Origin of the sequence: Clostridium sp. AM25-23AC, from assembly GCF_003435125.1 — a bacterium.
GTDB lineage: Bacteria > Bacillota > Clostridia > Lachnospirales > Lachnospiraceae > Pilosibacter > Pilosibacter fragilis.
On sequence record NZ_QWGI01000033.1, the window covers coordinates 1 to 22,887 of the forward strand.

Genomic DNA, 22,887 nt, shown 5'->3' on the forward strand with positions numbered 1-22,887 from the left:
TTCACTCGGACACTTGGATGAGTCTGGGTGGGACGAGAACAAAGAGTCTTGAATCAATTCAATCCGTAACCCTATTATAACTGATTTCCTTCAAGGCGTACAGCCTAAAATTTAATCAATCGTGGCCAAGATACGATTCTTCAAACGCTCCGGTATCTCATCCTCTGTCTTCCAGATAATAGTATTCTTCTGTGCAATGTCAAAATGAAGTGTTACATCTGCCCTGCACAGCTGGATTACTTGCTTACCATATCCCATAGCATATCCTTCCTCAAAATATGCTCCGTTGTTCTGGTGAGTAAGATCTACCACAACAAATTTACTGTTCCTGATATGGCTAAGTAACTCTGGTGTGATGAAATCATTGTGTTGCACTTCGTCAATGAGGATCGGTATGTATCCTGCGTCTGCAATGCCTTTTTTGATGGCTGCTCTCAGGCAATTTGTATCCTCACCAAACTTCATTGCAACCAATACTTCGCGTCCCTTGGAATTGGATCGTTCCAGTTCTTCTACTCTGGAATATCCCTTAGGCGTTAATGCTATACATGTGTATGGGCGAAAGTTCCCATCATATACATCTGTTCTAATGTAGCCTTCCGCTAAAAGATAATTTACTATAAAACTCGCCTGGTCTTCTACTCCATCTAAAGAAAATTTCTTACCATAGTCTTCATAGAGTTCTACAAATAAGACACTATACATTCTAGTGCCATTGTATTGAATAAAGCTTCCCATATGAGGTGCATTGTCTGCAATATACTTTAAAATCCGGTCAACTCGCTCTGCAATCGTCTTAGGATACCAATTTTCCACAAGCTCTGGCGTTAAATGAATCGGCCTTCCATGATCTATGTTTCCATGGTCAAACTCTTCCCTCCATTTATCGCACCACTCTTTAGATTTTGTCGTGTAATACCGGCAGTCTCCGGCCTTGTGGATTCCATTATATACCAGATATGACATTAAATGATCTTTGTTGAATTTTTCTAATTCATTCCATTCCTTGGAATAATCATATCTTCCACATACCGGACACTGAACAAACTCCCGGCCCGTTTTGTCTTCCTCTAATGGACTTCCATCTGAAAGTTCTGCCTCTGTTCTGCAGAGCGGACAAATCTTCATCATAAACATTTCCCTCTCTTCTTTAATCAGGGACAACCACTTCCGGCCGTCCCTGATTTTCACTTTTCTTAAAGGATATCTGAAAACCAAAGTTTTCTCATCATACCTCGGTATGACCTTCCTACTTCGTATTTTCCACGTTCTCTTCCCTCAAGTCAAGTATATATGGCTCAAAATTTATTCATATTTAGCATCTTCAGCCTCATAAAGAACTTCCTGCGTTACAAGGTCCTCAATCCGTAAAACATCACTCATCGGAATCGGCTCCACAGCAACATACCAATGGATGAAATCATAAAACGAATCATCATAATAAGTTGATGGATCTTTCTCTAAGCTCTCTTTTGCATATGTATTCCAATCGAAGTACCATTCCATATAGTCCTTTTTTCTCACTGTAATCCGAATTCGATTCTTCATAAATACACGACTGTCTACCGCGGCTTTCTTCCAGGATGGTACGCTTGTCAACCAAACAATCTTTTCCTTTGGATCAATCGGAATATACGGGTACATGATAAATCCGCATGACTGAATCATTCCTAAGATTTTCTTGGATGTGAAATGATATAAAACGGGTTCTGCAAATTTTTTAGCATTTGAGATTTTCTTTTTCCCTTCATCCATGTCTGCAAGTTCATCCAGAAAGATATATTTATATTTTCTGTTTGCCATTGACGGAATCATTTGATACTGGCTTCTAAAGACATCATTCTCCACTGGAATTACGAACAAACGGTGGGTATCATAATAGTTCTCATCAACCATCTGACGGATTGTGTCCTGTGATATATTCTCCACATATGCATTCTCAATTCTTTTCTTGCCATCGATCATATTCTCAATGCATTTCCTAAAGCTTGAAGAATTTTTAAAGGTTTTTACTTCTGTTACTCCGTCCTCATATTCAATTGTTACCGGTTTTTGCAGAGCATAATCATATAACGTTTCAATTGTAAGCCAACGTGAAATCGCCCTTATCAAATCGAATCTCTCAAACTCATACCATTTATGCTTGTCACAAGTCATCGCAAGAGTTAAACGTGATCCGTCAAACCCTGCGAACTTTCCATCATTTATACAGAATTCAAGCCGTTTCTCCTTTACATTGTATTCCATCCAACATAACTTTCCATCATCTCCAGGATATTCTATAAAGAAATTCCTTGGCAGCTTTTCCTTGTTCTTAAACTGCATCCAGTAAGTCATATGTGCCATAATATTTTCCATCGACAGCGTGCTCTCATATTTCAGAACTAACTTATATGACTTGCCGTTCATCTGTTCCACGATATCCACCACACTGTTTGCGTCTGTAATATCAATCGTATTCTCTCTATCGGTGCTCTCTAGGATGATGCTCTTCTCATCTGCGTACATGTCCTCGTGCTGAAAAAATATAAATGCTAAATCATCAAGTGAAAGAATAAATCCCTTCGGCTTTTGTGTGATAACCTCTGGATCCACTACATAATCGTAATATAATGTAGCTTCATCATAGTCAAACCATCTGGATTTTTCTTTGCCTAACCGCACATTGCCTATTTTGAAACGAAGATATCCGCTTTCCGGCCGATCACCTGTTAAATAAAAATCCCAATTTGTTGTCTTCATACAGTTTCCTCCTGTAAATTCATAGTCTTTTTTTCGGTTACTACCGCCTTGTTATGACCTCCGGGCCCTGTTCCGGTGAGGTGTTACGGTTATGAGGTTTTCAAGGTGCGTAAAATCAAACACAAAAAAGCCAATTATTATAGAAAGCTAAGATAGGACATAGTATGAGCGTAAAACTCATTATCAAATAATCCTATTCAATTAACTTGCTATAATAATTGGCTTTTTAGATTTGACTTTTTTGTTCCACATTTAAGTGGATAAAAACATAGTACCGCTCTTTTTCTATAATGTCAACAACTTTTCGCACTCGTTTTGCATTTTTTTACTCGTTTTGCGAATTTTCAACTTTTTTCGACATCACTTCTTGCATAATATTCTTGAGAGACGCTTTCTCTCAAAAGGAGTTATTTTCACGCATACCTATTTTAAATTTATCGACCTGTTCTGCGGGATCGGCGGTTTCCGTCAGGCCATGGCGTACGTGGGTGGAACCTGCGTCTTCTCCTGCGACAAGAACAGGAACGCATGTCTGACCTATCTTGCAAACTATTCTGAGGAACCTTCCAAAAACATTCTAAAGATCAAGGAAGAAGAGATTCCAACTTTTGATGTCCTGTGCGGCGGCTTCCCATGCCAGCCATTCAGCCTTGCCGGAAAACAGCGAGGTTTTGAAGATTCCCGAGGAACGATGTTCTTTGAGATTGCACGGATTCTAAAATACCACAAACCGAAAGTCGTTTTTCTTGAAAACGTCGATAACCTGGTCCGGCACGATAACGGCCGAACCCTGGAAGTAATCGTAAACACTCTTGATGAACTTGGATATGATGTCCATTACAAAGTCTTAGCTGCATCTGATTTTGGTGTTGCTCAAATCCGTAAACGAGTCTATATTATCTGTTTCTTAAAATCCCTGAAGATTTCTTTCCAATTCCCTAAACCATTTTCCTCTGACATTGCCCTTGAAGATTTCCTTGATTCTGATGTAGATGAACACTACTTCGTTTCCCGTCCCGATATTGTCCTATATAAACCGGATCTGACAGAACGAGTCCATACGACATACCGCATGGGTTATATCGGAAATGTCGGTCAAGGCAGACGCATCTACAGCACCAAGGGACTTTCTCCCACAACCGTTGTTTCTTCCCGTGGACCTGCCGGTGGAACCGAAGCCATCTATGTGAATGGTCGAGTCCGAAGGCTGACTCCCAATGAGGTCCGAAGGATCCTGGGATTCCCAGAAAACTTTTCTTTTCCTGTTTCCGAAAATCATGCCTATGAGCAGCTTGGGAACAGCGTAGCTGTCCCAGTCCTAAAACTGATTGCAGAACAAATCGCTTCAACCGGAGTCTTTGACGATGACAGAGCAGATTCAGAGACAACCACTTAGCCTCATCTCTTCCTATATAAATAAAACACCTGGGATTTCTCCCAGGCTTTTCTTATAGCTTTATTCCATAATTTTCCAGTTCATGGAAGATTCCCATGACATACACCGTTCGTATATCTTTATCTACCTGATAAATCACTACATAAGACATACCCGGAATCTTTGCTTTCCGATATTCCTTTTTCCTCAACACATAGTCGGTACACGCTGGGAACTGCCACGGGTCTTCTTCCAGACGGGCATAGACCTCATCGACTCCAGAAAGGAAATGGGACGCAGCCTGCCCGTTCTTTAACGGATCCAGCAGATAGGCAACCAGCTTGTCAACATGCTGCGATGCCTTTCGTGTAACTTCCAGATTATAACCCATACTTCTCCCTCACGGATGCAAGATGTTCTCTCGCATTCATTGTCTGGCCGGCTTCCACCTGGCGTTCTGACTCTTCCAGTTCCTCATAGATCTTTGCCATGCGCACCATGCGCTCATAGTTTTCCATACTCATGAGTACCATATCTCCATATCCGTTCTTAGTAATGAAAATTGGTTCTCTGGCAGAATGGCACATTTCAGAAATTTCTGATGTATTTTTTAAATGGCTGATTGGAACAATCTGTGGCATAGAAGCACCTCCTTTATATGGCTTAATTATACCATAATTATACCATGCATTCAATGATCTTCTTTTACCAAATATGGGAAGGTGGCATTTCTTTGGTTCAGGCGCTTCTATGCGTATTAGATTTGTTTTCTTAGAATTTGTATATTATGTATATTTTCCAAATGTATTTTTGTGTAATATTTTTCAAAATCAAACCATTCAATTTTCCCAAATCGCTCCATATTAAGTATATCCATGGATTTCCAGTAACCCGCCGCCTGTGTGCGGCATGATCCGGGAGAGACCGACGGGTCTTCTCTCTTTACATAGATGCTATTGAACAGAAAGGAATTTACTGAATGGATACATATACTCCACATCTGACCAGCTTGGAATACTTTGGTCTTGAAACACTCTTCCGGCACCTGATTACAGAATATGGCTCAACCTACCAGGGAGAAGGTGCCAACTTGGATTTCAGACGGACCCATCAGGGAGTCTCCGTCTGTGATCCATATTACTTCGGCAGCTTTGCCGCAAGGGAACTCATTATGATCGGTGATGTCTGCGCACTTGTGGGATCGTCCGCATGGAGCGCCAACAGAGCGGATCCGGGTCCATGTGACACCATGATCGATGTCACCGAATATTTAAAAACACCTGGTCTCCCGATTGACTACCTGATGGATAAAATCGTGATGACTTGTTAAACAGAAAGGAAAAATACTATGAAGAAAATTATTGATGGAAAGCTTTATGATACAGAAACAGCTGAATGTCTTGGCTTTTATCCGCATTTTGATGGAAACACTTTTCATTACCTCCGTGAAGCGCTCTATCGAACCAAAAAGGGCACTTATTTCATATACAGCAGACACGATGCAGAAAACCCGTGTATTGATGACTTTGTTTCGGGTATGGATGTACCTATCTTATTATTTTCTCGGGAAGATGCAATGCTATGGGCTGAGATTCGCCTCAGTGCTGAAGAATACTTTAACGCTTTTGGCCGACCAGCAGAAATATTTGAATTTTAAGAACTGAATGAGATTCATTAAGAAAGGATTTTTATACTATGATAAAAAAGATTAATAATAATGATCGTGAGTTTGCCACTTCCAACTGTCTCGCCGTATATGAATTTTTTCAGGACGGAGCACCGATTTTTTGTCATGAAAACCTATACCGTACTACATCTGGATCCTACTTTCTTAAGGTTGAAACCGGACCCGATAGTTTCTACCATCCGACCAACTTGGGTCTGTGGGATCATGTCGAAGCTGTCTTCTCATTGTCAGAAGCCGAAGCTAAGGCTTGGGCAGAACGAAAACTTCCTGTCATGGACTACTGCGAGATTTTTGGTACTCCTGAGGAAGGTTAAACATTTATATCAATTTTCATTGTTGAAAGGAAAAATACTATGATTAAAATTATAAATTCTATTCCATACAGCACTGACTCTTCTTGCCGCCTCGGCTACTTCCAACACCGCACCATCCTGGATCCTGCTTATCACAGGGAAGAATTATATATCACCAGACAGGGAACCTATTTCCTCTACGTCGAGGGAAGAGAAAGCAGTCCCTACTGTTTCCAAGGTGATCCGTTTCCGGCCGCAGGATGTGACATCACAGTTCTAAGTGACATCGAAGCCCGGATCTGGGCGGAACACCGCCTGACTCCTGATGAATGTGAGTTCATTTTTCCGGATCCTAAGGCAAGTTAATAGAAGATACATACAAAGGCTTGGTCAGCAGATCAGGTCTTTTTTCATTCCCTGGCAATAAAAAAGACGCTGCCATGTAGCAACGCCCATTTCTACCTTTCTTATGAAAGCAGGCCAATCATATATGATCTGCTTACAACATTAAATTTTTCTTCATCAGCCATTCCCTCAAGTAATGGTCGCGGAATCGGAAGTTCAAACATGTTAGAGAGTTTAATCACATTATCCATAAATTCATTGTTTCTTCCATAATGCATTGCCTGAATCATTTTATCTGCACGTACATACATATAATCATGGACTGTTTTTCCCGTTTTGGTTACAATTGCATTTTTTAATTCTACGCCGCCCTCATAAGCACGATCTCTTAATTCTACTAACTCTGTCACATTTTTCATAGTATTTTTCCTTTCGTTTAAACAAATTATTTGTACATTCTTATTATGTAAGATTTAGTGAAAATGGAGAAACTTTTTTTGGTTTTCTTCCGTAAAAGTTCCCATCAAATAAACCTATATATATTATGATGGGTTTTTTCAAAAATGACAAATGACTGGGAAAAATTTTTTATTTTTTTGACATGCAGATTTAGCGGACATCCTGTGGTTCCGTTCAGAGCGGATTCATGTATTTGACATGCAAAGCGAACAAAAAAAGAAGCCTTTCAGCTCCTCTCGCATAAGTTCATTTGCATATTCCGCAGAAAATATCTTACTACAAATGCAGAAACTAATTCGATGCCTCCCTTGGCAGATAATAGAGGACTTTAATGCAAACGTAAACGGCAGTACATCTTCTTAGTTTGAGGATGTCTGCCGTTTCTTCATGCCCGTCTATGCTCCTTACCTGTTATTTACCTTCCAATTATGATCGGATCATATGTAAGATTCAAAACACTCTTCCCATCACCATACCCAATGTAAGTATAGCTTGCCACTGAGAGCGCCATCCGCAGACGGACATTCTCACTGTCAATGTCAAATCCACCATCATTTCTAAGCGTGATGATCCGGTTTCCGGCCTCGTCATCTTCTGAATTGAATGTCCCTCCGATTTCTTCCGCATAGTCCTTCAACACGGAGATCACGGACTGCTCCAACCAGGACAACGTGTTCTCTTTCTTTTCCTTCTGGGAGTTTTCTTTGATCTGTGTAATTGCTCCCTGGAGTTCCAGAAGTTCCTTTGTGTTTAGATCACCGATTTCCTTGTAGATCCTGTTCGTTTCCTGCAATTCTTCATCGAACTCTTGTGTTTCCATAAGAATACCTCTCTTTCCTTTGTTTCCTTTAGTTTACTTGGAACCCGAAACGTCGTGAAGCGGGAAAGTGCCTGATTCTTTTGGCGTGGGCCTGTGCATTTTTTCTTGGGCCTGTGAAGTTTTTCTATATGCAGGTTACTGGACGCGAGACTAAGCTGTTGACTTTGCCTGAAATTCTTAGCTACCGTTTTCTTGTCCGTATCCTGTCCATACTTGTCGGAGTCTCTTTCGGAACATCCGGTGCATTCTTTCTGACCTCTTCCAGAATCTCGTTCCGGAAATCTTCCTTATAATAATCCCTTAGACGCTTTTCCACAAACTGATCCCGGTCGGCGCGTCCTGTCCACAGGATCTCCCGGAGTTTTCCCTTTTGTTCCCTGCATTCACCCACAAGACGGTAAAATTCTTTGTACTGCTGAGTCTGCATCTTCTTTAGATACTGCACCCGCTTCCGCTTTTCCTTCATGACTTCCTGATCCATGGACTTCTTCTCCTGCAGTGCAGTTTTCTTCTCTTCCAAATCTGCCAGGGATTTCTTTACCTCTGATAGCTCCTTTTCCGCCTGGATGATCTCCTGTTTTATGGATTCCCGCTTCTTTTTCATGAAAAGAGAGCAGGTGGATAGTTCCTTATTCTTTAACCCTATGGTGTCCATGAGATTCGTTATGGCTTTCATGGCCTGTTCGATTGCCTTTGCATTCGCATTAGCAGACGCAATCTGTTCTTGGATGGAGGATCCTTCGGCTGCCAAGGATGCAGAGTACAATGCTTCCTGGTATGCGCTTATGATATACCTGTCCCTTAGGGATTCCAATTGAAGCGCAGTCTTCTTAAGCTGTTCTTTCTCCTTCGCCACCATCTGATCGAGTACCTTCTGGGTCTCCTCCAGGAACCGGTTGTTATCCATGATTTCCTCATTCAGCTTTCCAAGCTCTGTCTGTCTTCCCTTCTTTTCCATATTATAGGCACTCGGTCCGAAATGAACACCGGGAACCCGGTCAATTCCTTGATCAGCATAGGAACGGTGGTCGATCTGTGCATCGACTCCATTTTCTTTTAGGTATCGGTTGCAGAGTTCTTCCCAGGACTCTCTCCAGGATTCCAATGTTTCGGTGCTGTTCCACTTTGCTATGGTACGGTTTGGAATATTTTTGATCCGCGGCTGCTTATCCACCCGCCTTAGATTTTTCTTTTCTGCGGCCTCAGCGGTAAGCCAGATTGTCCGATTCCCAAAGTAATACCGATACTGCTTTCTCCACCCATTCTTTTCCGCTTCTTTGATCCTGGATGCTCGGAATGAGTATTCCCTGTTATCCTTCCGGCATAGATAACTCTTCTCATACTTAGCTTCCCATCTTCCACGTTCATTTAACGGCCGCATGGTTACCAAGATGTGCGCATGTGGATTTCGGAAAGTCATTTGCTCTGGGTCATTCGCGGGTTTGCCATTACGATCTATGGGCTGACCGTAACCGTTGCGGACTGGTGGATTATGGATTGCAAGATCCGCACACATGCCTTTCTCCACACAGTTTTCTTGGACGAACTCCCGGACTAAAGCAATTTGGGCTTCGCGGCTCAGTTCCAAGGGAAGGGCAATTTCAATCTCGCGTGCCAACTGTGCGTTCGCGGATTTCTCTGCCATCTCTACCTGATTCCATAGGTGCTGACGCTTCTTGAAACTTTCTGGTGCGTACTCCGGCAGAAGAATTTCGGTATGCTCCACCCATCCTTTTCTTGTGTAATCGTAGGTGATTCCATCCCACTCGCTGGTAAGGCTGGTGCCGCTTCGATAGGCTGCGGCTGCTACTACGGAACGTCCTTCGCTCCGCTTTATGATCTGTACTGATAGATGATAGATTGCCATAGATGTGACTCCTTTTAGATATGAAAATACACCGATAATGAATGGGATGAGTTTCCATTTTCATCAATCAGCGCTTGAATTTCCGGCTCCTGCCGGTTGTCCGAAGGACCGCACACCGTCCCGCCAGGGTCGGTAATAAGTGCGCCCTTCTTCCTGAAAATTAGAAGGGATTTTCGCGTCCCTTCTCGATAATGAATGCAATCGTCTCCGGGTTCTGGATCGCAAAATAGATGATCTGCTCCATCTGCTTATCTGTTAGGGATTCTGGTGGGCAGATATCTTTTATGGCACTCTCAAGCATGGCTCCACGCTCGATCAGTCTGTGTGCTCTCCGTTTCCGTTCCTTAAACTGTTCTCTTCTTGCGGCCGCATCTTTCCGATGCTTCTGTTGTAGTAATTCAAGTTCTGTCATATGTTATCTCCTACTGTGGTGAATTTCCTGGGTATTTTGAATCTCAGTTCCGATTGTCTCAGGTTGCCGCTGAATCTCCATGTGTCTCTGGATCTGCTCGTCCATCCGGTCGATGAGATCATGGGCCGTTGTCTGGATCGTTTTTAATGATGCCCGAAGTTCTGGAAGTTCTTTCGAACTGCTCCAACTGGCGAGATATGCAAAAGAATAATCGGATGTGTCGATTCCGAAATGATTACAGACGATGAATGCCACGCTCTCCGCCTCGATTTCCTTTGTGGCTGGATCCTTTGGATTTTTCTTGTCTGCATGGAGAATGCTGTGGGCGGTTTCATGGAGAGCGGTCTTTAGTGTCTGGCTCTCGGACATCCCGTCTTTGATAACGATTTCATCACTCGTACGGTTATAGTATCCCTTAGCCAATCCTTCCCAGGATTCAAAGCGGATCGGGACGGGCGAGGTGCTTTTGATGATGTTCATGAGAAGTGGATAGTTTAGGGCTTTCTTTTTCAGTTCTGTAACAAGTTCAGGAAGTGGCTCTCCCTCGGTCTGGGAAACATCAAAAATCGTGATCGGTCGAAAGGATGCATAGCTGATCTGCTTCTGCTCCATCATCGGCTTTCCGTCTGCGTCAAGCTTTGGCTGCCCGGTCTCTGGGTTAATGACCGTGACTTCTTTCATCAGCCTATGTGGGTTGGGTGCCAGAATCGTGATTCCCTTCTCGCCTTTTCTTACATGGCGGTTCAGGGATTCCCAGGTCCGATACCCGGCTACATACCTTGCATCGGGTTTCTGCATGAGGATTAGAATAGAATTGTTGAAGCTGTAGGAATGGAACTTAGACATGACGGTGAGGTATTCCCGGTATTTACTGGACGCGAACACAGACTTGATTCCTTCTTCCAGTTTTTCGGTGAGTTCTTTGATTTTTTCATCCTTGGTCTGCTTCTGGTGCTGCTCCATGGTACACCTCCACGATCAGGTCATCTTTCCCGGCCGGGAAATGGTAGTCGATCCGCATCTCCTTGTGTTTCAGTAATTCCAGTGCGGTTCTGTAATTTTCTATAAAGTCAAGTTTTCTCTGTAAGTCCATAGTGACCTCCGTAATATATAAATTTTTATGGGATCCGGCATCCTATCGGATATGCCGGGATTCCCTTGATATGTCTGGCAGTTTCTCCCGTTCCTCGCTGATAATGCCGGCGATTTTAAGATTCCTGCCATCAAACTCATAAACATTATCAGAAAGACGGTCGATGGGCTCAACCGATTCTTCATTGATCTGACGTACTGTTTTCTGCATATCTTCAAGCAGCAACGGGATATGTTTCGGTACTATGATGACTTCATGAATCGATGACGGAAGAATATAATAATCATCACCCATAAGCCCATGAACCGTCTGTAATACCTCAGGGCATGCGATCATGGCCGCACCATCATGTCTCTCTTTATTTGTAAGAACAAACATCGGCGATTCAGTGGATGAGGGCATAAGGGCACTGGTGATTTCCGGATCACCGTCCCGCTCAACGACATCGCTAAACAGTATTTCCTCCAAATTTTTGAACACCATATTCTTGGCCGTATTCTTCTTGGCTTCTTTTAACGCCTCTTCTTTTGTTATATGAAGCTTGGAAAGGATTTCTGGCGTAACCCTTACCATTGCATCTGTTCCGATATTCATTTTTGGGTAAACTGCCAGATCCTCAATTTGCTCATGCGGAATGTCTTTCAGCCATTCTTTATTGACTTCATAAGAAACCACTGCAGCACTCAATGGGAAATCCGTTTCTTGACATATCAGGTTGTTAAATTGCTTTGCAATAATTTCATTTTCACGGCATATTTCCTTCCATACTTTATCTGAAAGCCGTTCTGCCAAAGCTTTTATGGGTTCGCCCGGATATCTTAAATCATACATGCGATCCGGATAAATAATGGGCGCTACGGTAGACTCAGGTACATGGATCTCAATTCCTTTCCATATCCCGTTATTTTTTGGAACTTCACATTCGATAAAGATTGCTCCCTCAAATTGAGGGTTTCGATGCATCGCTCCTAATAATTCATCATATAATAACTCTTTGTCTGTCATAATTTTTATCTCCTCTGATTAAACTCCCTGACCTGATCTGCCAGGGATGAAATTTTTCCGTCTTTAAAGTAATAACACTTCTTCGGCCGCAGATAGCCGATTCCGGAAATGATGAGGATCACCTCTTCCTTCTTTATCAGGGTTATCAGATCTCCCTGTTCCACGATTGGTTTCTCCTCATAGGTATAGGATTTGCTTCGGTTCTTCCCGCCGTTTAACGTCTCTTTCTTGTTCTGATAGTTTCCGCACCAGGCTGAGATGTCCTTTGCCGTGTCTGGATCAGCGCACTCACAGATAACCTTTATACGGCAGTTATCCGCAATAACTCTTGCCTCTTCCTTGGAATAGATGACTTCCATCTGAGCCATAGACTGGAAAGCCAGCATGACCATTGTCTTTTTACTTCTTAAGGTTGCCAATGCGTTGAAGATTGTCTCCACACGTCCAAGTCTGGCAAATTCATCGATCAGTACCAGGATCGGTTTTGCGGCCGCATCTGCATCCGGTCTCCGCTGTAGATCTTGTAAGACTTGTGCTGTACATAAACGCATAATAGCCTGGTAACTTCCAAGCAGGTGTTCTGGGATCGCTAAGAAAATAGATTTGTTCTCTTTGAATGCTGCGGGACTTGCCTTGACTGCGTTATCCCGGAAACAGAATTTCACATCTGACTTACTGAAGACTGAGAGGTTCGTTGTCATCTCCACCATGCAGTCCTCTACGGACTCCGCTTTCTTTCCGACAAACTTTGCGATGTATTGATACCATAGGTCACTCTTTACGCTTTCTTCAATGATCTCTTCAATCAACTTTTTGGCATCTGACTCCAGGATGTGGTTGACGGCATCTATAAAGCTCTCACCTTTTTTGAAATAGTAAACCAATAAGCCCGTGAACATGGATCGGGCATTTACTACAAAAAACATATCCTTCGGATTTGTGCTGACGATCAACGCCTCTGCAATTTCTTCCATGCTCTCCACAATGAGGTCATCTGAAGGATCACCATGCAACCGATACCATGCATCCCATCCGGCGGTTCTACGGTCAGAGGGATCCACGACATAAATGGCTGAATCATCTTTTTTCGTGGCTTTTTTATGGAGTTCTCCTTTGATGTCGATACAGAATGTCAGCATTTCAGGTTCAGGCGCAGAATAATTGGCAAGAAGGGTATCTAAGATCACCGTTGACGTTTTACCGGATCCGGATCCGCCAACGATGCAGGAATGTAAGATCTGGTTTTTAATTCTGACGTATCGACCTTTGTCACATCCAAGGATTATTCCTTCTGGATTCTTTGAAATCAGTTCAACGGGAATTTTCGGATAGGTCGCTGCCCGCTTTTGTGGCGAGTCCTTTTTCAGGCCGGTATCTGGAATCAGTCCATCTCCGGCTTGGAACTCGGAGAATTTTTTTCCTTCACAGGCGATGCTCCATAGATTGTTTAATATAATCCAAGCAGACAGAGCGGCTGTCATATAGAATGCCTGTTTTGTTGTTACCGGAAGAATCTGTTGTTTTTCTAAGAAATATATGGGAAGTGCTGTCCATAGACCTGTGAAACCTATAAGATTACTCAGGAGCTTCAGCGTCTTTTTCATCGGACTTCCACTCCAATTCAGCTAAAATTTTATACTTGTGATACCAGTCTATGGTGTACTGAATTTCATCCATTTCCTTTGCGGACAGGATGTAGTAATTAAATATTTTTTTCATGGCGTGCCTCCTCTTTCCTCTAAGAATAGTATGTGAGAAGGATTGAGGAAAAAGTGGCGTTTTTACCCTTATTACCAACCTTTTTTTAGTTAAAAAAATAACACCCATAAGGTGTGATGAGGGATTTCATATGTAGTTATCAGGAATTCGTCTGAGTCTGCGTCTGCCGTTTCTGATCGATAATACGTTTCATCAGATGGACTCCAAGAATCACCGGCCTTCGTCAACCAGATCTTATAGTAGGCATCTGCACTTTGATCCGGCCACTGCTGATCATATTCCCACCAGGAGTGATCGTCTATTGGATAAATACTGCCTGAAGCTTCTGGGACACCATTCCATTCTCCAACCTTTTCACCATCCGGCGAAGATGCATAGGAATCATACCAGCCAAAGTTTGTGGCATACTCATAGTCAACCATCTTCTTTTCGTACTCTCCGGTTTCGACCTGTTCACCTGTGGTTGGATCTGTTGTCATAATTGGCTTATCTTTGTCATCTTCTTCGACGGTTTTCTTGTAATGAAGACTTCTATATTCACGTTGGCCTAAGTTCATATCTCCATAGAGTTCTGGATCTTTTGGGTCGTCTTCTTTCTCGTCGCCGATTTCGAGTTCGTAATCGAGTTCAATCGCATCATCACCTTTGTATTCGTTATCACCATTGTCAGAGTAAACCTGAGGAACGATGAACTTTAGATGACCTTTTTGAGGGAATGCGGCGTCTACTGTGAATGCAATGACATTATATCCGGACATACCGACTAAGTAACTTACATTTTGGAGATCACTCATTACAAAATAACTTCCTGTAGCTTTTAAAGCACCAGTTAGGCTGTGATCCATCCAGTCTTCTTCCAGAGCGTTTAAACCTTCAAGATCAGCTGTATTATTGGATCCAAACTCTTTAAATGATCCGCTCTCATCTCCGCCGTTTTGTCCAGATACATCAGCCCATACCTGAATTTGTGGTCTGGAATTTTCATTTGCTTTATCAGTTTGAGAATGAGGATGCGATGTAGATGCGTAAAGCATACCAAGCTCAGCTTTGTAGGTTTTACCCACCTTAAGTTTAACACGACCATTTGTAATCAAATTTTTATCAGTTGCGTCTGCACCTCCGAAGGCGTCGGTTACCTTTTCAAGAGGTCTTTCAGATTTATCAATGATTTGATCCTTGTCATCCAGTAACTGGATCTTATAGGCTACGACATTATTCTCTACTGGACGCGGGATATAATACGTTTTATATCTCGTATGGCCACCTTGAGTAGAATCATTGTATACGATTGTCATTACTACGGACTGAGTTTTAATGTCTCCGTCGATACGCATGTATTTTTGCAGAATCTTCCACCATGGCATTTTATATGCAGCTTCATAGTTCTGATACATGGCCTTGTATTTTGCACCTATTTCAGTACGTTCAGCCCAAGTTTGAAAAACTTCTTGTGCCGTCCCAAAATATGGAGATTTTGACGGAATATTGGATGGTACACCACTGGATCCAGGCCAGTTTTCTATTAATTCATCTGGACGTTTCACTTCATTTGATTCGATGAGTTTTAAATTATGTTCTTCGGTTTCTCTCTTTGCTTTATCATATACGAAATAAGTCTTGGCGACGCCTTTTTTACCAGCGGTTTTAGGTTCTTGAATAAAGTCAGATGCATACGTAGGGTTTGTTACTACGGTTCCTTTTTGTGTATTAAGTGTATCAATCATGATTCCTGCATAACGGAATTCCACGTTGTAGTTTGGAGAAAAGTCACCTAAGTTCGAAGTTGCCATTGCGGACTGTTGATCGTTATCAGTTGTTGATAAATATTTTGTATAATATCTTGTTTCTACTCCATTTATGTTTGAATGCAATGGTGCATTCCATAGCATGGCCGCATTTTGATACGTTACTCCAACTCCTGATTTGTAAATATCAAATAAATAAGAAAACATTCTACGGAATTTGTCTTGTCCGGTATTAAATGCATTGTATGGAACATAAACGTTAAAACCACCTTCGTTATGTTGCTCATATGTTATACCATTATATTTATCTGACGTATATAAATATGTGGTTCTATCTTTGCTTAATATTCCAGCATTTCTATAATCAGCTGCAAATGCAGACGCAGGATGTGCTAATATAGATAATCCCAGAAGAATGGGAGTAAATATTTTTATGAGTTTGTGTTTAGACATGACACAAAAACCTCCTTTGCTATTTTCTAATATTATGTAAGATTTTGTACGCGAAAAAGGGATTTTCTTACATAATATATAGAGATACAAAGAAGTTTTTTTTATGATTTATTTGTGAACTTTTAATTTTTATTAGGGAGGGATTTCCGTGCTTGATAAAATACAAAAAATTCTTGGGTTTCCAAATCGATTGTCTACAATTTGGTTTATAGTAACTACGTTGCCGTATCTATTTATTCTTAGATCCTGCATTGCAAATCTAGGACATAATAGCATATTTTCAGATATAATAATTTTAGTATTTGTTTTCAATTTTGTTCTACTTTTGATATATGCATATCGCGTCGGTAAAAAGAAATAGAATCATTTGAATATCCTAAAAACGTAATAACTGAACAAAATACTGTTAAAATATTTCCAATGTTATTTTTTTCTAAAAATGATGGTAATATTATTATACTGTCAATTTTTAAATACCAACCTGTAATTATGCATGATACACCAGCTCCAATTAACATCGTAACAATTGGCCCATAGGTTGGATCAAGTTTAAAAATTTTTACAAACGAAATAAGAATTGCGGATATTGCCGCTGCAAATGCAAGATATATTGGAGCATTCTCATTTTGTCTAATTGTAAAAATTGCATAGAAAATAAAATATGCAAACAAATATAATAGTGCATCGTTCAACCCGTGAGGAATCATTTTTATTGCTTCCAATTTCGTTTTGAAACTCAACTTAGAGGTAATATTCTTGTCTAAGATAGATTCATCTGTGTCCTTCAGGTAGTATATATAATTATATTTTTCTGACCGTTTTAATTCTCTAACACTACCGGCATTTACATCGCCTAATAACAGCTGGTTGTCTTTCTTTGTTGGCTTTGGAATTCCATTTGATGATACTAACCAATACGTCTTACTCATAATTATCCTCCACACATGTGCATAATAAAAAGGAGCCTTTTTGGCTCCTCTTTATTTTATATGAGTTTTATTTATTTGTAAACCTTAATATTGATAACCTCACCAGTTACTTCAACAGAGAATGTTTTTCCGTAATCTGTTTTACGATTCTGCCAAGCAGAAAGGCTTAATATACTTGGTTTATTTTATTCGACATAAAATCTGGAATTATGATGATTGCTTTGGTCTGCGTCTGTATCTGGTCTGTTCTTGCCACTGCTCTCCTTTAAACAAATTCAAATATTTTTAAATCTGTTTAAGCTAATACTTCTTATTCTTACATAATACTATAAAGAACTATATGCAATGCAGACGCAGATGCATTAAGGAGCCTAAAAACTTTTAAAATTGTTTAGGAGTGAATGATATGGATTTTATGCACCAAACTGTTGCCAGTACGATTGTAAAATATTTTACTTGGCTCTTTGATAATGATGGGATAATTAACGGACATCATTTTTATATTTCGCTAAACTTGTGTGTATTATTTTATGCAATATACAATATGGTTACTGAAATAATAAAACATGATTTTACAATATTTCAAGCTATAGTAACATTTTTCATTACAGGATTCATATATATGATAACTATTTTTCCATTATTCTATATTGTATTCATTTGTATTGCTTGGAAATAATTAAATCTATAATAGCGATAATAAAACTTATATATGATAATGTGTTTCCTAAATTCCCAAGCGTCAAAAATTGGAAGAAATTATTTAAAGTAATATGTGGGCTTAAATGGATAAGTCCCAGATAGATTCCTATTGCTATTAATGCATTTATTGCTATACATAAATCCAAATGTATCCATTCAAATCTACTACCAAGAGAACAGGTCATTAATAATGATATAATAGAAACAAATAAACTAATATTGGGTTGACTTAAAAACATTCCATAAAAATAAGAGCCAACAAATAATAGGCATAAACCCAATTTAACAATTTTATATAGATAATTCATAAATTTATCTATTTTCCCAAATATACTACTTAATAAACGGAACACCTTTAATTCATGATAGTTTTCATAAATAACCATATACAGTAAATAGATTGGATAAATAGGTATAGAAACCAAGTCTTCAAATAATTTTTCTAAATTTGTTTTATTCCTTTTGGCAGGGATATACACTTCCTTACAATTGAGATCCGTTGTTACATGGACTTCGTATTTTTTCTTAACCGACATAATAAAAGTTTTCTCCATACCTTCCTCCCAAGTTAATACACATAATAAAAAGGAGCCTTTTTGGCTCCTCTTTATTTTATATGAGTTCTATTTATTTGTAAACCTTAATATTGATTACTTCTCCGGTTACTTCAACAGAGAATGTTTTTCCATAGTCTGTTTTACGATTCTGCCAAGCAGAAAAGTCAAGTTTACTTGGCATGATTCCATCTGGCTTGTTGTTTGGATTCCATTCAGCATCTGGAATAATTTTATCTGCATGCTGTTTGATATAATTGAACAGTTCCGTACCGATTTTATCTCCGACTGCGGCCTTAATGGTTTTTTCCTTTATATCTGGTTTCTGTGAATATACAGCTTTTGACATAGTATCATTATATTTCCGTTCATAATCAGACCAATCATTTCCGATAGAAGCTGTTACAAATGTCCCAAATCTTTGATCATTATGAGTTATTGCCATTTCTCCATATCCACCATATGTACTCATATCTTTATCTGTCCAGATAATATCTGCACCATATCCATAAGTGTACTGATCAATATGAGTTTGTATGCCATCGGCATTTAAACCGTCGAAGTCTTTTCCGACAATAGCATCCTGATATACCGGAATCAGCTTCTCTTTCATTAAGCTCCAGATCTCATCGTCGCTCTTGCCATTGTAATCCTCAGTATGCATCTTATAGTTACCTGCTCCATTGTGGATCGGATTACCATTGACAGTCCAACGACCTAATTCATCAACCGTATAGCCGTCAGGCGTAGTCGTGTTTGTTAAATAGTTACCGTTCTGATCGTAGTAATAACAGTATCCCTGATACCAAATCCAGCACGGGAAGTTCTCATATCCTTTGTAACTGTCTGTTTTAATGTAGTTTGTTACTCCACCTGGGTTATATGTATAAGTAATATTTGCTGCAAAGCTTGTGAGTGTCATTGCGGCTGCTAATGCACCTGCGGCTGCTCCTGTCGCTAATCTTTTTAATCTATTCATAATCTCTATCTCCTCATTCTTTCAAATACGTTTCTTAGTTAATATTAGTATGTCAGATTCAGCAGAAAATAACTCTATGAATATTATAAGATGTATTACTTAGAATGTCAAATAGATACGTTATTTCATTGAGATTCTTTGAATTGGAAAAAGAGTCTGCGCCTGTCTTAGTCCTGCGTCCTGCGTCCAGTATTGTGTAACTCACCTTTACTAAGAAAAATCAGGATTTCTATTTCTTAGATTAAGGTATAAAAAAAGAGCCTCTGCTCTGCTGTGAAATTCTATGTATTTTTCAGATATCCTGCCTCTGCATTTTCAACTCATATTCATGTGTGGTGTTATCTAAAGTTCTCTTGGAGTTCTCTGTAATTTCATTCTTATCATCAAAAATCTGGATCGAGTAAGCAATGACGTTATTATATACTGGACGCGGGATATAATACGTTTTGTATTTCGTATGTCCACCTTAAGTAGCGTCATTGTATACGATTGTCATTACGACTGACTGAGTTTTAATGTCGCCGTCGATACGCATGTATTTTTGCAGAATCTTCCACCATGGCATTCCATACGCAGGCGCATAGTTTTTCTCTAACAGATTGTCATTTAATGATGTCAAATCAGAGCCGTTGTACTTTGTCATTTTATATGTATTTTAGTGAATTAACGTATAATTATTTACATGCCATTTTGCATTAATTTACAAATGCATCAAAGTTATTATATATCAAATATTAAATGCATCATAGCCTATTTTATCTTTGTTTTTTTAATAAATTATCCCTTATCTAGGGATAAAAAATTCATTCTTTAATTCATCTAAAGGGTTATAAATAGAGAATCCGATTTCTCGGATTCTCTATTTAATTATGCGATATCCGCAAACTCTGCTAAAGCATCTACCGCTGTTACAAAGGTGTATCCACCAATATAATCCATCAAGAATTTGATGTTATCGCCGGAGTAATATTGAGCTCCTTTTTTCTTAGCTGCGTTGTCACAATAATGGTAATAGCCATCACGACCAGCGAAAAAGGTCATTGCCGGATTTTTACTGTACGCAAAGCTTCCGTCTTTTCTCTCAAAGACCAACTCTGGGTAGGTTTCTCGTAAAAAATCAATAATGTTGACTTTCTTAGCTTTTTCTTTCATGTCATTTTGATACATAGCGTTTCTCCTTTTCACATAAAGAAATATAATCATTGAATTCAAATGCCAGCAAACCAAACTTTTCGTTGTTCCCTTGAAGCATAAGGGCTGGGTTTAACATGTAATGAGACTTAGAGATCTTTACAATTGCTCTTGTCTCCTGAAGTGTTTTTAGCGTATTTGCCACGGTTCTCTTGTTTCCGATCGAGCAGTCCTGCATGATGTCCTCGTAAGTACAGTAAATCATATTATTGGTGTCGGCGTTATATATAAAATATAGAAGCACCATAGTTGGCTGATTCGCAAATAAACGCAGTACAGGGATCGTCTGGTTTAAAAAGACTCTTCGGAAATTTTTCTGGTTACACAAATTTGTCATGACTTCTTTTAAGCTGTTATCTGTCCGTCGCATTGACGGAATTTCTCTTGGTATTTTCATCTCTTTTCTCTCCTTCGTAGATATTATGTAAGATTTGGGAAAAATGGAGAACTTTTTTTGCAAATTTTTCAAAAAATTTTTTGAGTGGGATTTGCGGCCGAGATGGCATGAATGGAATTACTGATTTTGAGACACTGAAATGATACTTTACGGTGGCAAATCTGATACCCGGTAAAATTCTGGAAAGCCTTACCAGGCCTGGGTTTTCTCGTGATTTCCAATATTTGTCCTTTTATTTTATATATATCTTCTGTCTCATAATTAGATCTTGGAAGTACACTGATATCATTGAAATACTGGAACATTACTCTCCATCTATTATTCCCTGAGTTAGTAAACCAATAAGCTCTATCCTATAAGCTTATTACTCATTAACAGAAGGAAGAATATAAGAATATTATACTTAGTGTTCCACCTTAGCTGAAGAACCTTAGTTGCTTAGTTTATATGCTTGGATACTTAGATTTCATTCCTTAGATGATGCTTAGGAGTTGCGGTGAGTTACACAAAACTGGACGCATGAATAACCCAAGGATCTTTTCCACGCATGGATACTCAGCACTTGGTTATTTTCTTAGAAGCTTGGTTTTGTTCGCGTCAAGTATCCCTTGCCTGCTCACCGCTTGGATACCCTAAGGGATGAAAGCTAAGTGCCTCAATTCTTAGTGTCTCAGCCGGTACACTAAGGTATCTGTTCTAAGATGGAATCTCTAAGATACTCTTTCTTCTAAGGTGGAATCTCTAAGATATTCCTCTTTCTAAGATGATCCTCTTCTAAGTGGTTCACTCTCAGTTGGTTACTCTCAGTATCATACATTCCATCATAAGATGGTGTACTGTTCTATATGGTACTGGTATTCTCAGTAGGATAGTTTTATTATTCTTGAAAAATATTTTTACTTTTTTGTAATTTTATGGCACTTTTTTTCTCAGATCTTACATAATATCTATAAGAAAATCTTTCCTCTACCTTCTCAGATATAAAATACGATTGGAGCTTATTCATGAGTTCATACATAAATTTTACAGAACACGATATCCGGCTGGCAAAGCAGGCCGACTTAATTCAATATATGTTAGCAGAACACCCGGATCGGGTCATCTATCGTACCGGAACCCTCCGCGACTGTAATCACAACAGTCTGGTGATCTATCATGACAGTTACTTTCGCTACTCTCTCAATGAAGCCGGTGACAGCATCTCATACCTGACAAAATACCAGGGATACGGTTGGGCGGATGCCGTCTCCTCGCTGCTTGAATTTTCACTTGGCCATGATATCACCCACAAATATAAAAAGCAGGTAACGCCTCTAAAACCGGACATCCACACTTTCCGTGTTCCGCCCGACACTGGCGACATCAGCACTCTTCAAAACTATATCATCAACGAGTGTAACATCAGCAACCGGATCTTCCGAAACCTGGTATACATGAAAAAGTTATATGCCACGGCAGTCCCTGGAGCGGGACGTCACTATGCCTGCTTCGCAAATGCTGAACAAAATTACTACCTCCTCCAGAACACAAAACAGAGCGGATCCCAGAAGCTTATTTATACAGAGAATCCTTTAGGATTCTGGTGGTTCTCTTCCGATGCCTTTCTTTCCATCAACCACGTTTTCACCATGATGGAAACTAACATCGAAACCTATGAAGATGACTATCCACTCTTCATCTGCGAGTCATCTCTGGATGCCATAAGCCTCTATGAACTTACAAAGGAACCGGGAATCTACGTTGCTCTCTCGTCCCTGGATCCGAAGAATCTGGACTATGCGGTTCATTCCTTCCCAACAGAAAATCTTATGTCGCGTCCAGTAATCCTTTCACTCTCCAAGGCTCCGGCCGCCAATCCTTTTTGTTCGAATCTCCCTTATCAGCGGATCCTGCCAATGGGAAACAGCTGGAGCGAAGATCTCCGCAAGATTCACCGCTCGCCCATGTCTATGCGGGAAGTCGATGACGGCGATAATTCTTTTGTATGTGCATTGCTTGATTCAAAGGGAAACGTGACTTCATACTCCACATACCAGGATTCCAAGAATGTAAAATTGATCGACATAAAAATCCCAACATATGGGTAAAGAAAAAGAGTCAGGGAAACTGTTACGACTCCT

At 40.0% G+C, this 22,887-nt stretch carries 25 protein-coding genes; 6 read left to right on the forward strand and 19 right to left on the reverse strand.

What is annotated here, in order from left to right:
• Positions 1–111: 111 nt before the first annotated feature.
• Positions 112–1,131 (reverse strand): hypothetical protein, encoded by a 1,020-nt coding sequence (locus DW677_RS15270; protein WP_242992193.1) that lies wholly within the window; start codon positions 1,129–1,131, stop codon positions 112–114.
• Between the two features lie 174 nt (positions 1,132–1,305).
• On the reverse strand, positions 1,306–2,742 hold the full coding sequence (locus tag DW677_RS15275) for a hypothetical protein (RefSeq protein WP_117567727.1): 1,437 nt from the start codon (positions 2,740–2,742) through the stop codon (positions 1,306–1,308).
• A gap of 256 nt (positions 2,743–2,998) precedes the next feature.
• Between DW677_RS15275 and dcm the strand changes: the two genes are divergently transcribed.
• A complete protein-coding gene (dcm, locus tag DW677_RS15280; protein WP_242992194.1) occupies positions 2,999–4,138 on the forward strand; it encodes a DNA (cytosine-5-)-methyltransferase in 1,140 nt (379 codons plus the stop codon).
• Between the two features lie 52 nt (positions 4,139–4,190).
• On the opposite strand, the gene DW677_RS15285 is transcribed toward dcm, so the two are convergent.
• Together DW677_RS15285 and DW677_RS15290 are read right to left on the reverse strand one after the other, a co-directional pair.
• A complete protein-coding gene (locus DW677_RS15285) occupies positions 4,191–4,508 on the reverse strand; it encodes a type II toxin-antitoxin system RelE/ParE family toxin (RefSeq protein ID WP_117567728.1) in 318 nt (105 codons plus the stop codon).
• Complete coding sequence (locus tag DW677_RS15290) at positions 4,498–4,758, reverse strand: type II toxin-antitoxin system prevent-host-death family antitoxin (RefSeq protein WP_015552538.1); 261 nt, start codon at positions 4,756–4,758, stop codon at positions 4,498–4,500. The genes DW677_RS15285 and DW677_RS15290 overlap by 11 nt, the downstream gene beginning before the upstream one ends.
• A gap of 338 nt (positions 4,759–5,096) precedes the next feature.
• Here DW677_RS15290 and DW677_RS15295 point away from each other — a divergent pair, with 338 nt between their 5' ends.
• The 4 genes from DW677_RS15295 to DW677_RS15310 are packed head-to-tail and all read left to right on the forward strand — an operon-like array spanning position 5,097 to position 6,463.
• Positions 5,097–5,447 carry a hypothetical protein gene (locus DW677_RS15295; RefSeq protein ID WP_117567729.1) on the forward strand — a complete coding sequence of 117 codons (351 nt, stop codon included), beginning with the start codon at positions 5,097–5,099 and terminating at the stop codon, positions 5,445–5,447.
• Positions 5,448–5,465: 18 nt separating this feature from the next.
• A complete protein-coding gene (locus tag DW677_RS15300) occupies positions 5,466–5,774 on the forward strand; it encodes a hypothetical protein (protein ID WP_117567730.1) in 309 nt (102 codons plus the stop codon).
• Between the two features lie 38 nt (positions 5,775–5,812).
• Positions 5,813–6,118 (forward strand): hypothetical protein, encoded by a 306-nt coding sequence (locus DW677_RS15305; RefSeq protein ID WP_117567731.1) that lies wholly within the window; start codon positions 5,813–5,815, stop codon positions 6,116–6,118.
• Between the two features lie 39 nt (positions 6,119–6,157).
• Positions 6,158–6,463: a hypothetical protein gene (locus tag DW677_RS15310; RefSeq protein ID WP_117567732.1), complete on the forward strand. Its 306-nt coding sequence runs from the start codon at positions 6,158–6,160 to the stop codon at positions 6,461–6,463.
• A 101-nt stretch (positions 6,464–6,564) separates the two neighbouring features.
• Here the strand turns inward: DW677_RS15310 and DW677_RS15315 are convergent, their stop codons facing one another.
• The 15 genes from DW677_RS15315 to DW677_RS15380 form a co-directional block, all read right to left on the reverse strand.
• Positions 6,565–6,861, reverse strand: a complete 297-nt coding sequence (locus DW677_RS15315) for a hypothetical protein (protein ID WP_117567733.1) — start codon at positions 6,859–6,861, stop codon at positions 6,565–6,567.
• 455 nt (positions 6,862–7,316) lie between these two features.
• Positions 7,317–7,721, reverse strand: a complete 405-nt coding sequence (locus tag DW677_RS15320) for a hypothetical protein (protein ID WP_117567734.1) — start codon at positions 7,719–7,721, stop codon at positions 7,317–7,319.
• Between the two features lie 181 nt (positions 7,722–7,902).
• On the reverse strand, positions 7,903–9,588 hold the full coding sequence (gene mobQ, locus DW677_RS15325) for a MobQ family relaxase (protein ID WP_117567735.1): 1,686 nt from the start codon (positions 9,586–9,588) through the stop codon (positions 7,903–7,905).
• 160 nt (positions 9,589–9,748) lie between these two features.
• On the reverse strand, positions 9,749–10,000 hold the full coding sequence (locus tag DW677_RS15330) for a DUF3847 domain-containing protein (RefSeq protein ID WP_117567736.1): 252 nt from the start codon (positions 9,998–10,000) through the stop codon (positions 9,749–9,751).
• 3 nt (positions 10,001–10,003) lie between these two features.
• Positions 10,004–10,963 (reverse strand): ArdC-like ssDNA-binding domain-containing protein, encoded by a 960-nt coding sequence (locus tag DW677_RS15335; RefSeq protein WP_117567737.1) that lies wholly within the window; start codon positions 10,961–10,963, stop codon positions 10,004–10,006.
• Positions 10,932–11,093: a hypothetical protein gene (locus DW677_RS18400; protein WP_181968377.1), complete on the reverse strand. Its 162-nt coding sequence runs from the start codon at positions 11,091–11,093 to the stop codon at positions 10,932–10,934. The genes DW677_RS15335 and DW677_RS18400 overlap by 32 nt, the downstream gene beginning before the upstream one ends.
• 42 nt (positions 11,094–11,135) lie before the next feature.
• Entirely contained in the window at positions 11,136–12,098 is a 963-nt protein-coding gene (locus DW677_RS15340; RefSeq protein ID WP_117567738.1) for a DUF5688 family protein, read from the reverse strand.
• Between the two features lie 5 nt (positions 12,099–12,103).
• Positions 12,104–13,702, reverse strand: a complete 1,599-nt coding sequence (locus DW677_RS15345) for a type IV secretory system conjugative DNA transfer family protein (protein WP_117567739.1) — start codon at positions 13,700–13,702, stop codon at positions 12,104–12,106.
• On the reverse strand, positions 13,674–13,817 hold the full coding sequence (locus tag DW677_RS18405) for a hypothetical protein (RefSeq protein ID WP_181968378.1): 144 nt from the start codon (positions 13,815–13,817) through the stop codon (positions 13,674–13,676). Before DW677_RS18405 ends, DW677_RS15345 begins: the two co-directional genes overlap by 29 nt.
• Before the next feature lie 89 nt (positions 13,818–13,906).
• Positions 13,907–16,015: a hypothetical protein gene (locus DW677_RS15350; protein WP_117567740.1), complete on the reverse strand. Its 2,109-nt coding sequence runs from the start codon at positions 16,013–16,015 to the stop codon at positions 13,907–13,909.
• A 308-nt stretch (positions 16,016–16,323) separates the two neighbouring features.
• Entirely contained in the window at positions 16,324–16,944 is a 621-nt protein-coding gene (locus tag DW677_RS15355) for a hypothetical protein (RefSeq protein WP_117567741.1), read from the reverse strand.
• Between the two features lie 656 nt (positions 16,945–17,600).
• Positions 17,601–18,200, reverse strand: coding sequence for a hypothetical protein (locus DW677_RS15365; protein WP_117567743.1), 600 nt, complete (start codon positions 18,198–18,200; stop codon positions 17,601–17,603).
• Between the two features lie 73 nt (positions 18,201–18,273).
• Entirely contained in the window at positions 18,274–19,179 is a 906-nt protein-coding gene (locus DW677_RS18410; RefSeq protein WP_181968379.1) for a hypothetical protein, read from the reverse strand.
• An 867-nt stretch (positions 19,180–20,046) separates the two neighbouring features.
• On the reverse strand, positions 20,047–20,346 hold the full coding sequence (locus DW677_RS15375) for a hypothetical protein (RefSeq protein ID WP_117567744.1): 300 nt from the start codon (positions 20,344–20,346) through the stop codon (positions 20,047–20,049).
• Positions 20,333–20,767 carry a replication/maintenance protein RepL gene (locus DW677_RS15380; RefSeq protein ID WP_117567745.1) on the reverse strand — a complete coding sequence of 145 codons (435 nt, stop codon included), beginning with the start codon at positions 20,765–20,767 and terminating at the stop codon, positions 20,333–20,335. Before DW677_RS15380 ends, DW677_RS15375 begins: the two co-directional genes overlap by 14 nt.
• A 1,004-nt stretch (positions 20,768–21,771) precedes the next feature.
• Between DW677_RS15380 and DW677_RS15390 the strand changes: the two genes are divergently transcribed.
• Complete coding sequence (locus DW677_RS15390) at positions 21,772–22,854, forward strand: hypothetical protein (RefSeq protein ID WP_117567747.1); 1,083 nt, start codon at positions 21,772–21,774, stop codon at positions 22,852–22,854.
• Positions 22,855–22,887: the final 33 nt, after the last annotated feature.

What these genes read in the sequence shown, in the direction of transcription:
- DW677_RS15310 (WP_117567732.1), top strand. Translation starts at nt 6,158, where the DNA reads ATGATTAAAATTATAAATTCTATTCCATACAGCACTGACTCTTCTTGC.
- DW677_RS15290 (WP_015552538.1), bottom strand. Translation starts at nt 4,758, where the DNA reads ATGCCACAGATTGTTCCAATCAGCCATTTAAAAAATACATCAGAAATT.
- mobQ (WP_117567735.1), bottom strand. Translation starts at nt 9,588, where the DNA reads ATGGCAATCTATCATCTATCAGTACAGATCATAAAGCGGAGCGAAGGA.
- DW677_RS15375 (WP_117567744.1), bottom strand. Translation starts at nt 20,346, where the DNA reads ATGTATCAAAATGACATGAAAGAAAAAGCTAAGAAAGTCAACATTATT.
- DW677_RS18405 (WP_181968378.1), bottom strand. Translation starts at nt 13,817, where the DNA reads ATGAAAAAAATATTTAATTACTACATCCTGTCCGCAAAGGAAATGGAT.
- DW677_RS15295 (WP_117567729.1), top strand. Translation starts at nt 5,097, where the DNA reads ATGGATACATATACTCCACATCTGACCAGCTTGGAATACTTTGGTCTT.
- DW677_RS18410 (WP_181968379.1), bottom strand. Translation starts at nt 19,179, where the DNA reads ATGAATAGATTAAAAAGATTAGCGACAGGAGCAGCCGCAGGTGCATTA.
- DW677_RS15330 (WP_117567736.1), bottom strand. Translation starts at nt 10,000, where the DNA reads ATGACAGAACTTGAATTACTACAACAGAAGCATCGGAAAGATGCGGCC.
- DW677_RS18400 (WP_181968377.1), bottom strand. Translation starts at nt 11,093, where the DNA reads ATGGACTTACAGAGAAAACTTGACTTTATAGAAAATTACAGAACCGCA.
- DW677_RS15315 (WP_117567733.1), bottom strand. Translation starts at nt 6,861, where the DNA reads ATGAAAAATGTGACAGAGTTAGTAGAATTAAGAGATCGTGCTTATGAG.
- DW677_RS15335 (WP_117567737.1), bottom strand. Translation starts at nt 10,963, where the DNA reads ATGGAGCAGCACCAGAAGCAGACCAAGGATGAAAAAATCAAAGAACTC.
- DW677_RS15285 (WP_117567728.1), bottom strand. Translation starts at nt 4,508, where the DNA reads ATGGGTTATAATCTGGAAGTTACACGAAAGGCATCGCAGCATGTTGAC.
- DW677_RS15345 (WP_117567739.1), bottom strand. Translation starts at nt 13,702, where the DNA reads ATGAAAAAGACGCTGAAGCTCCTGAGTAATCTTATAGGTTTCACAGGT.
- DW677_RS15320 (WP_117567734.1), bottom strand. Translation starts at nt 7,721, where the DNA reads ATGGAAACACAAGAGTTCGATGAAGAATTGCAGGAAACGAACAGGATC.
- DW677_RS15300 (WP_117567730.1), top strand. Translation starts at nt 5,466, where the DNA reads ATGAAGAAAATTATTGATGGAAAGCTTTATGATACAGAAACAGCTGAA.
- DW677_RS15305 (WP_117567731.1), top strand. Translation starts at nt 5,813, where the DNA reads ATGATAAAAAAGATTAATAATAATGATCGTGAGTTTGCCACTTCCAAC.
- DW677_RS15270 (WP_242992193.1), bottom strand. Translation starts at nt 1,131, where the DNA reads ATGATGAAGATTTGTCCGCTCTGCAGAACAGAGGCAGAACTTTCAGAT.
- DW677_RS15380 (WP_117567745.1), bottom strand. Translation starts at nt 20,767, where the DNA reads ATGAAAATACCAAGAGAAATTCCGTCAATGCGACGGACAGATAACAGC.
- DW677_RS15340 (WP_117567738.1), bottom strand. Translation starts at nt 12,098, where the DNA reads ATGACAGACAAAGAGTTATTATATGATGAATTATTAGGAGCGATGCAT.
- DW677_RS15365 (WP_117567743.1), bottom strand. Translation starts at nt 18,200, where the DNA reads ATGGAGAAAACTTTTATTATGTCGGTTAAGAAAAAATACGAAGTCCAT.
- DW677_RS15350 (WP_117567740.1), bottom strand. Translation starts at nt 16,015, where the DNA reads ATGTCTAAACACAAACTCATAAAAATATTTACTCCCATTCTTCTGGGA.
- DW677_RS15275 (WP_117567727.1), bottom strand. Translation starts at nt 2,742, where the DNA reads ATGAAGACAACAAATTGGGATTTTTATTTAACAGGTGATCGGCCGGAA.
- DW677_RS15390 (WP_117567747.1), top strand. Translation starts at nt 21,772, where the DNA reads ATGAGTTCATACATAAATTTTACAGAACACGATATCCGGCTGGCAAAG.
- DW677_RS15355 (WP_117567741.1), bottom strand. Translation starts at nt 16,944, where the DNA reads ATGAGTAAGACGTATTGGTTAGTATCATCAAATGGAATTCCAAAGCCA.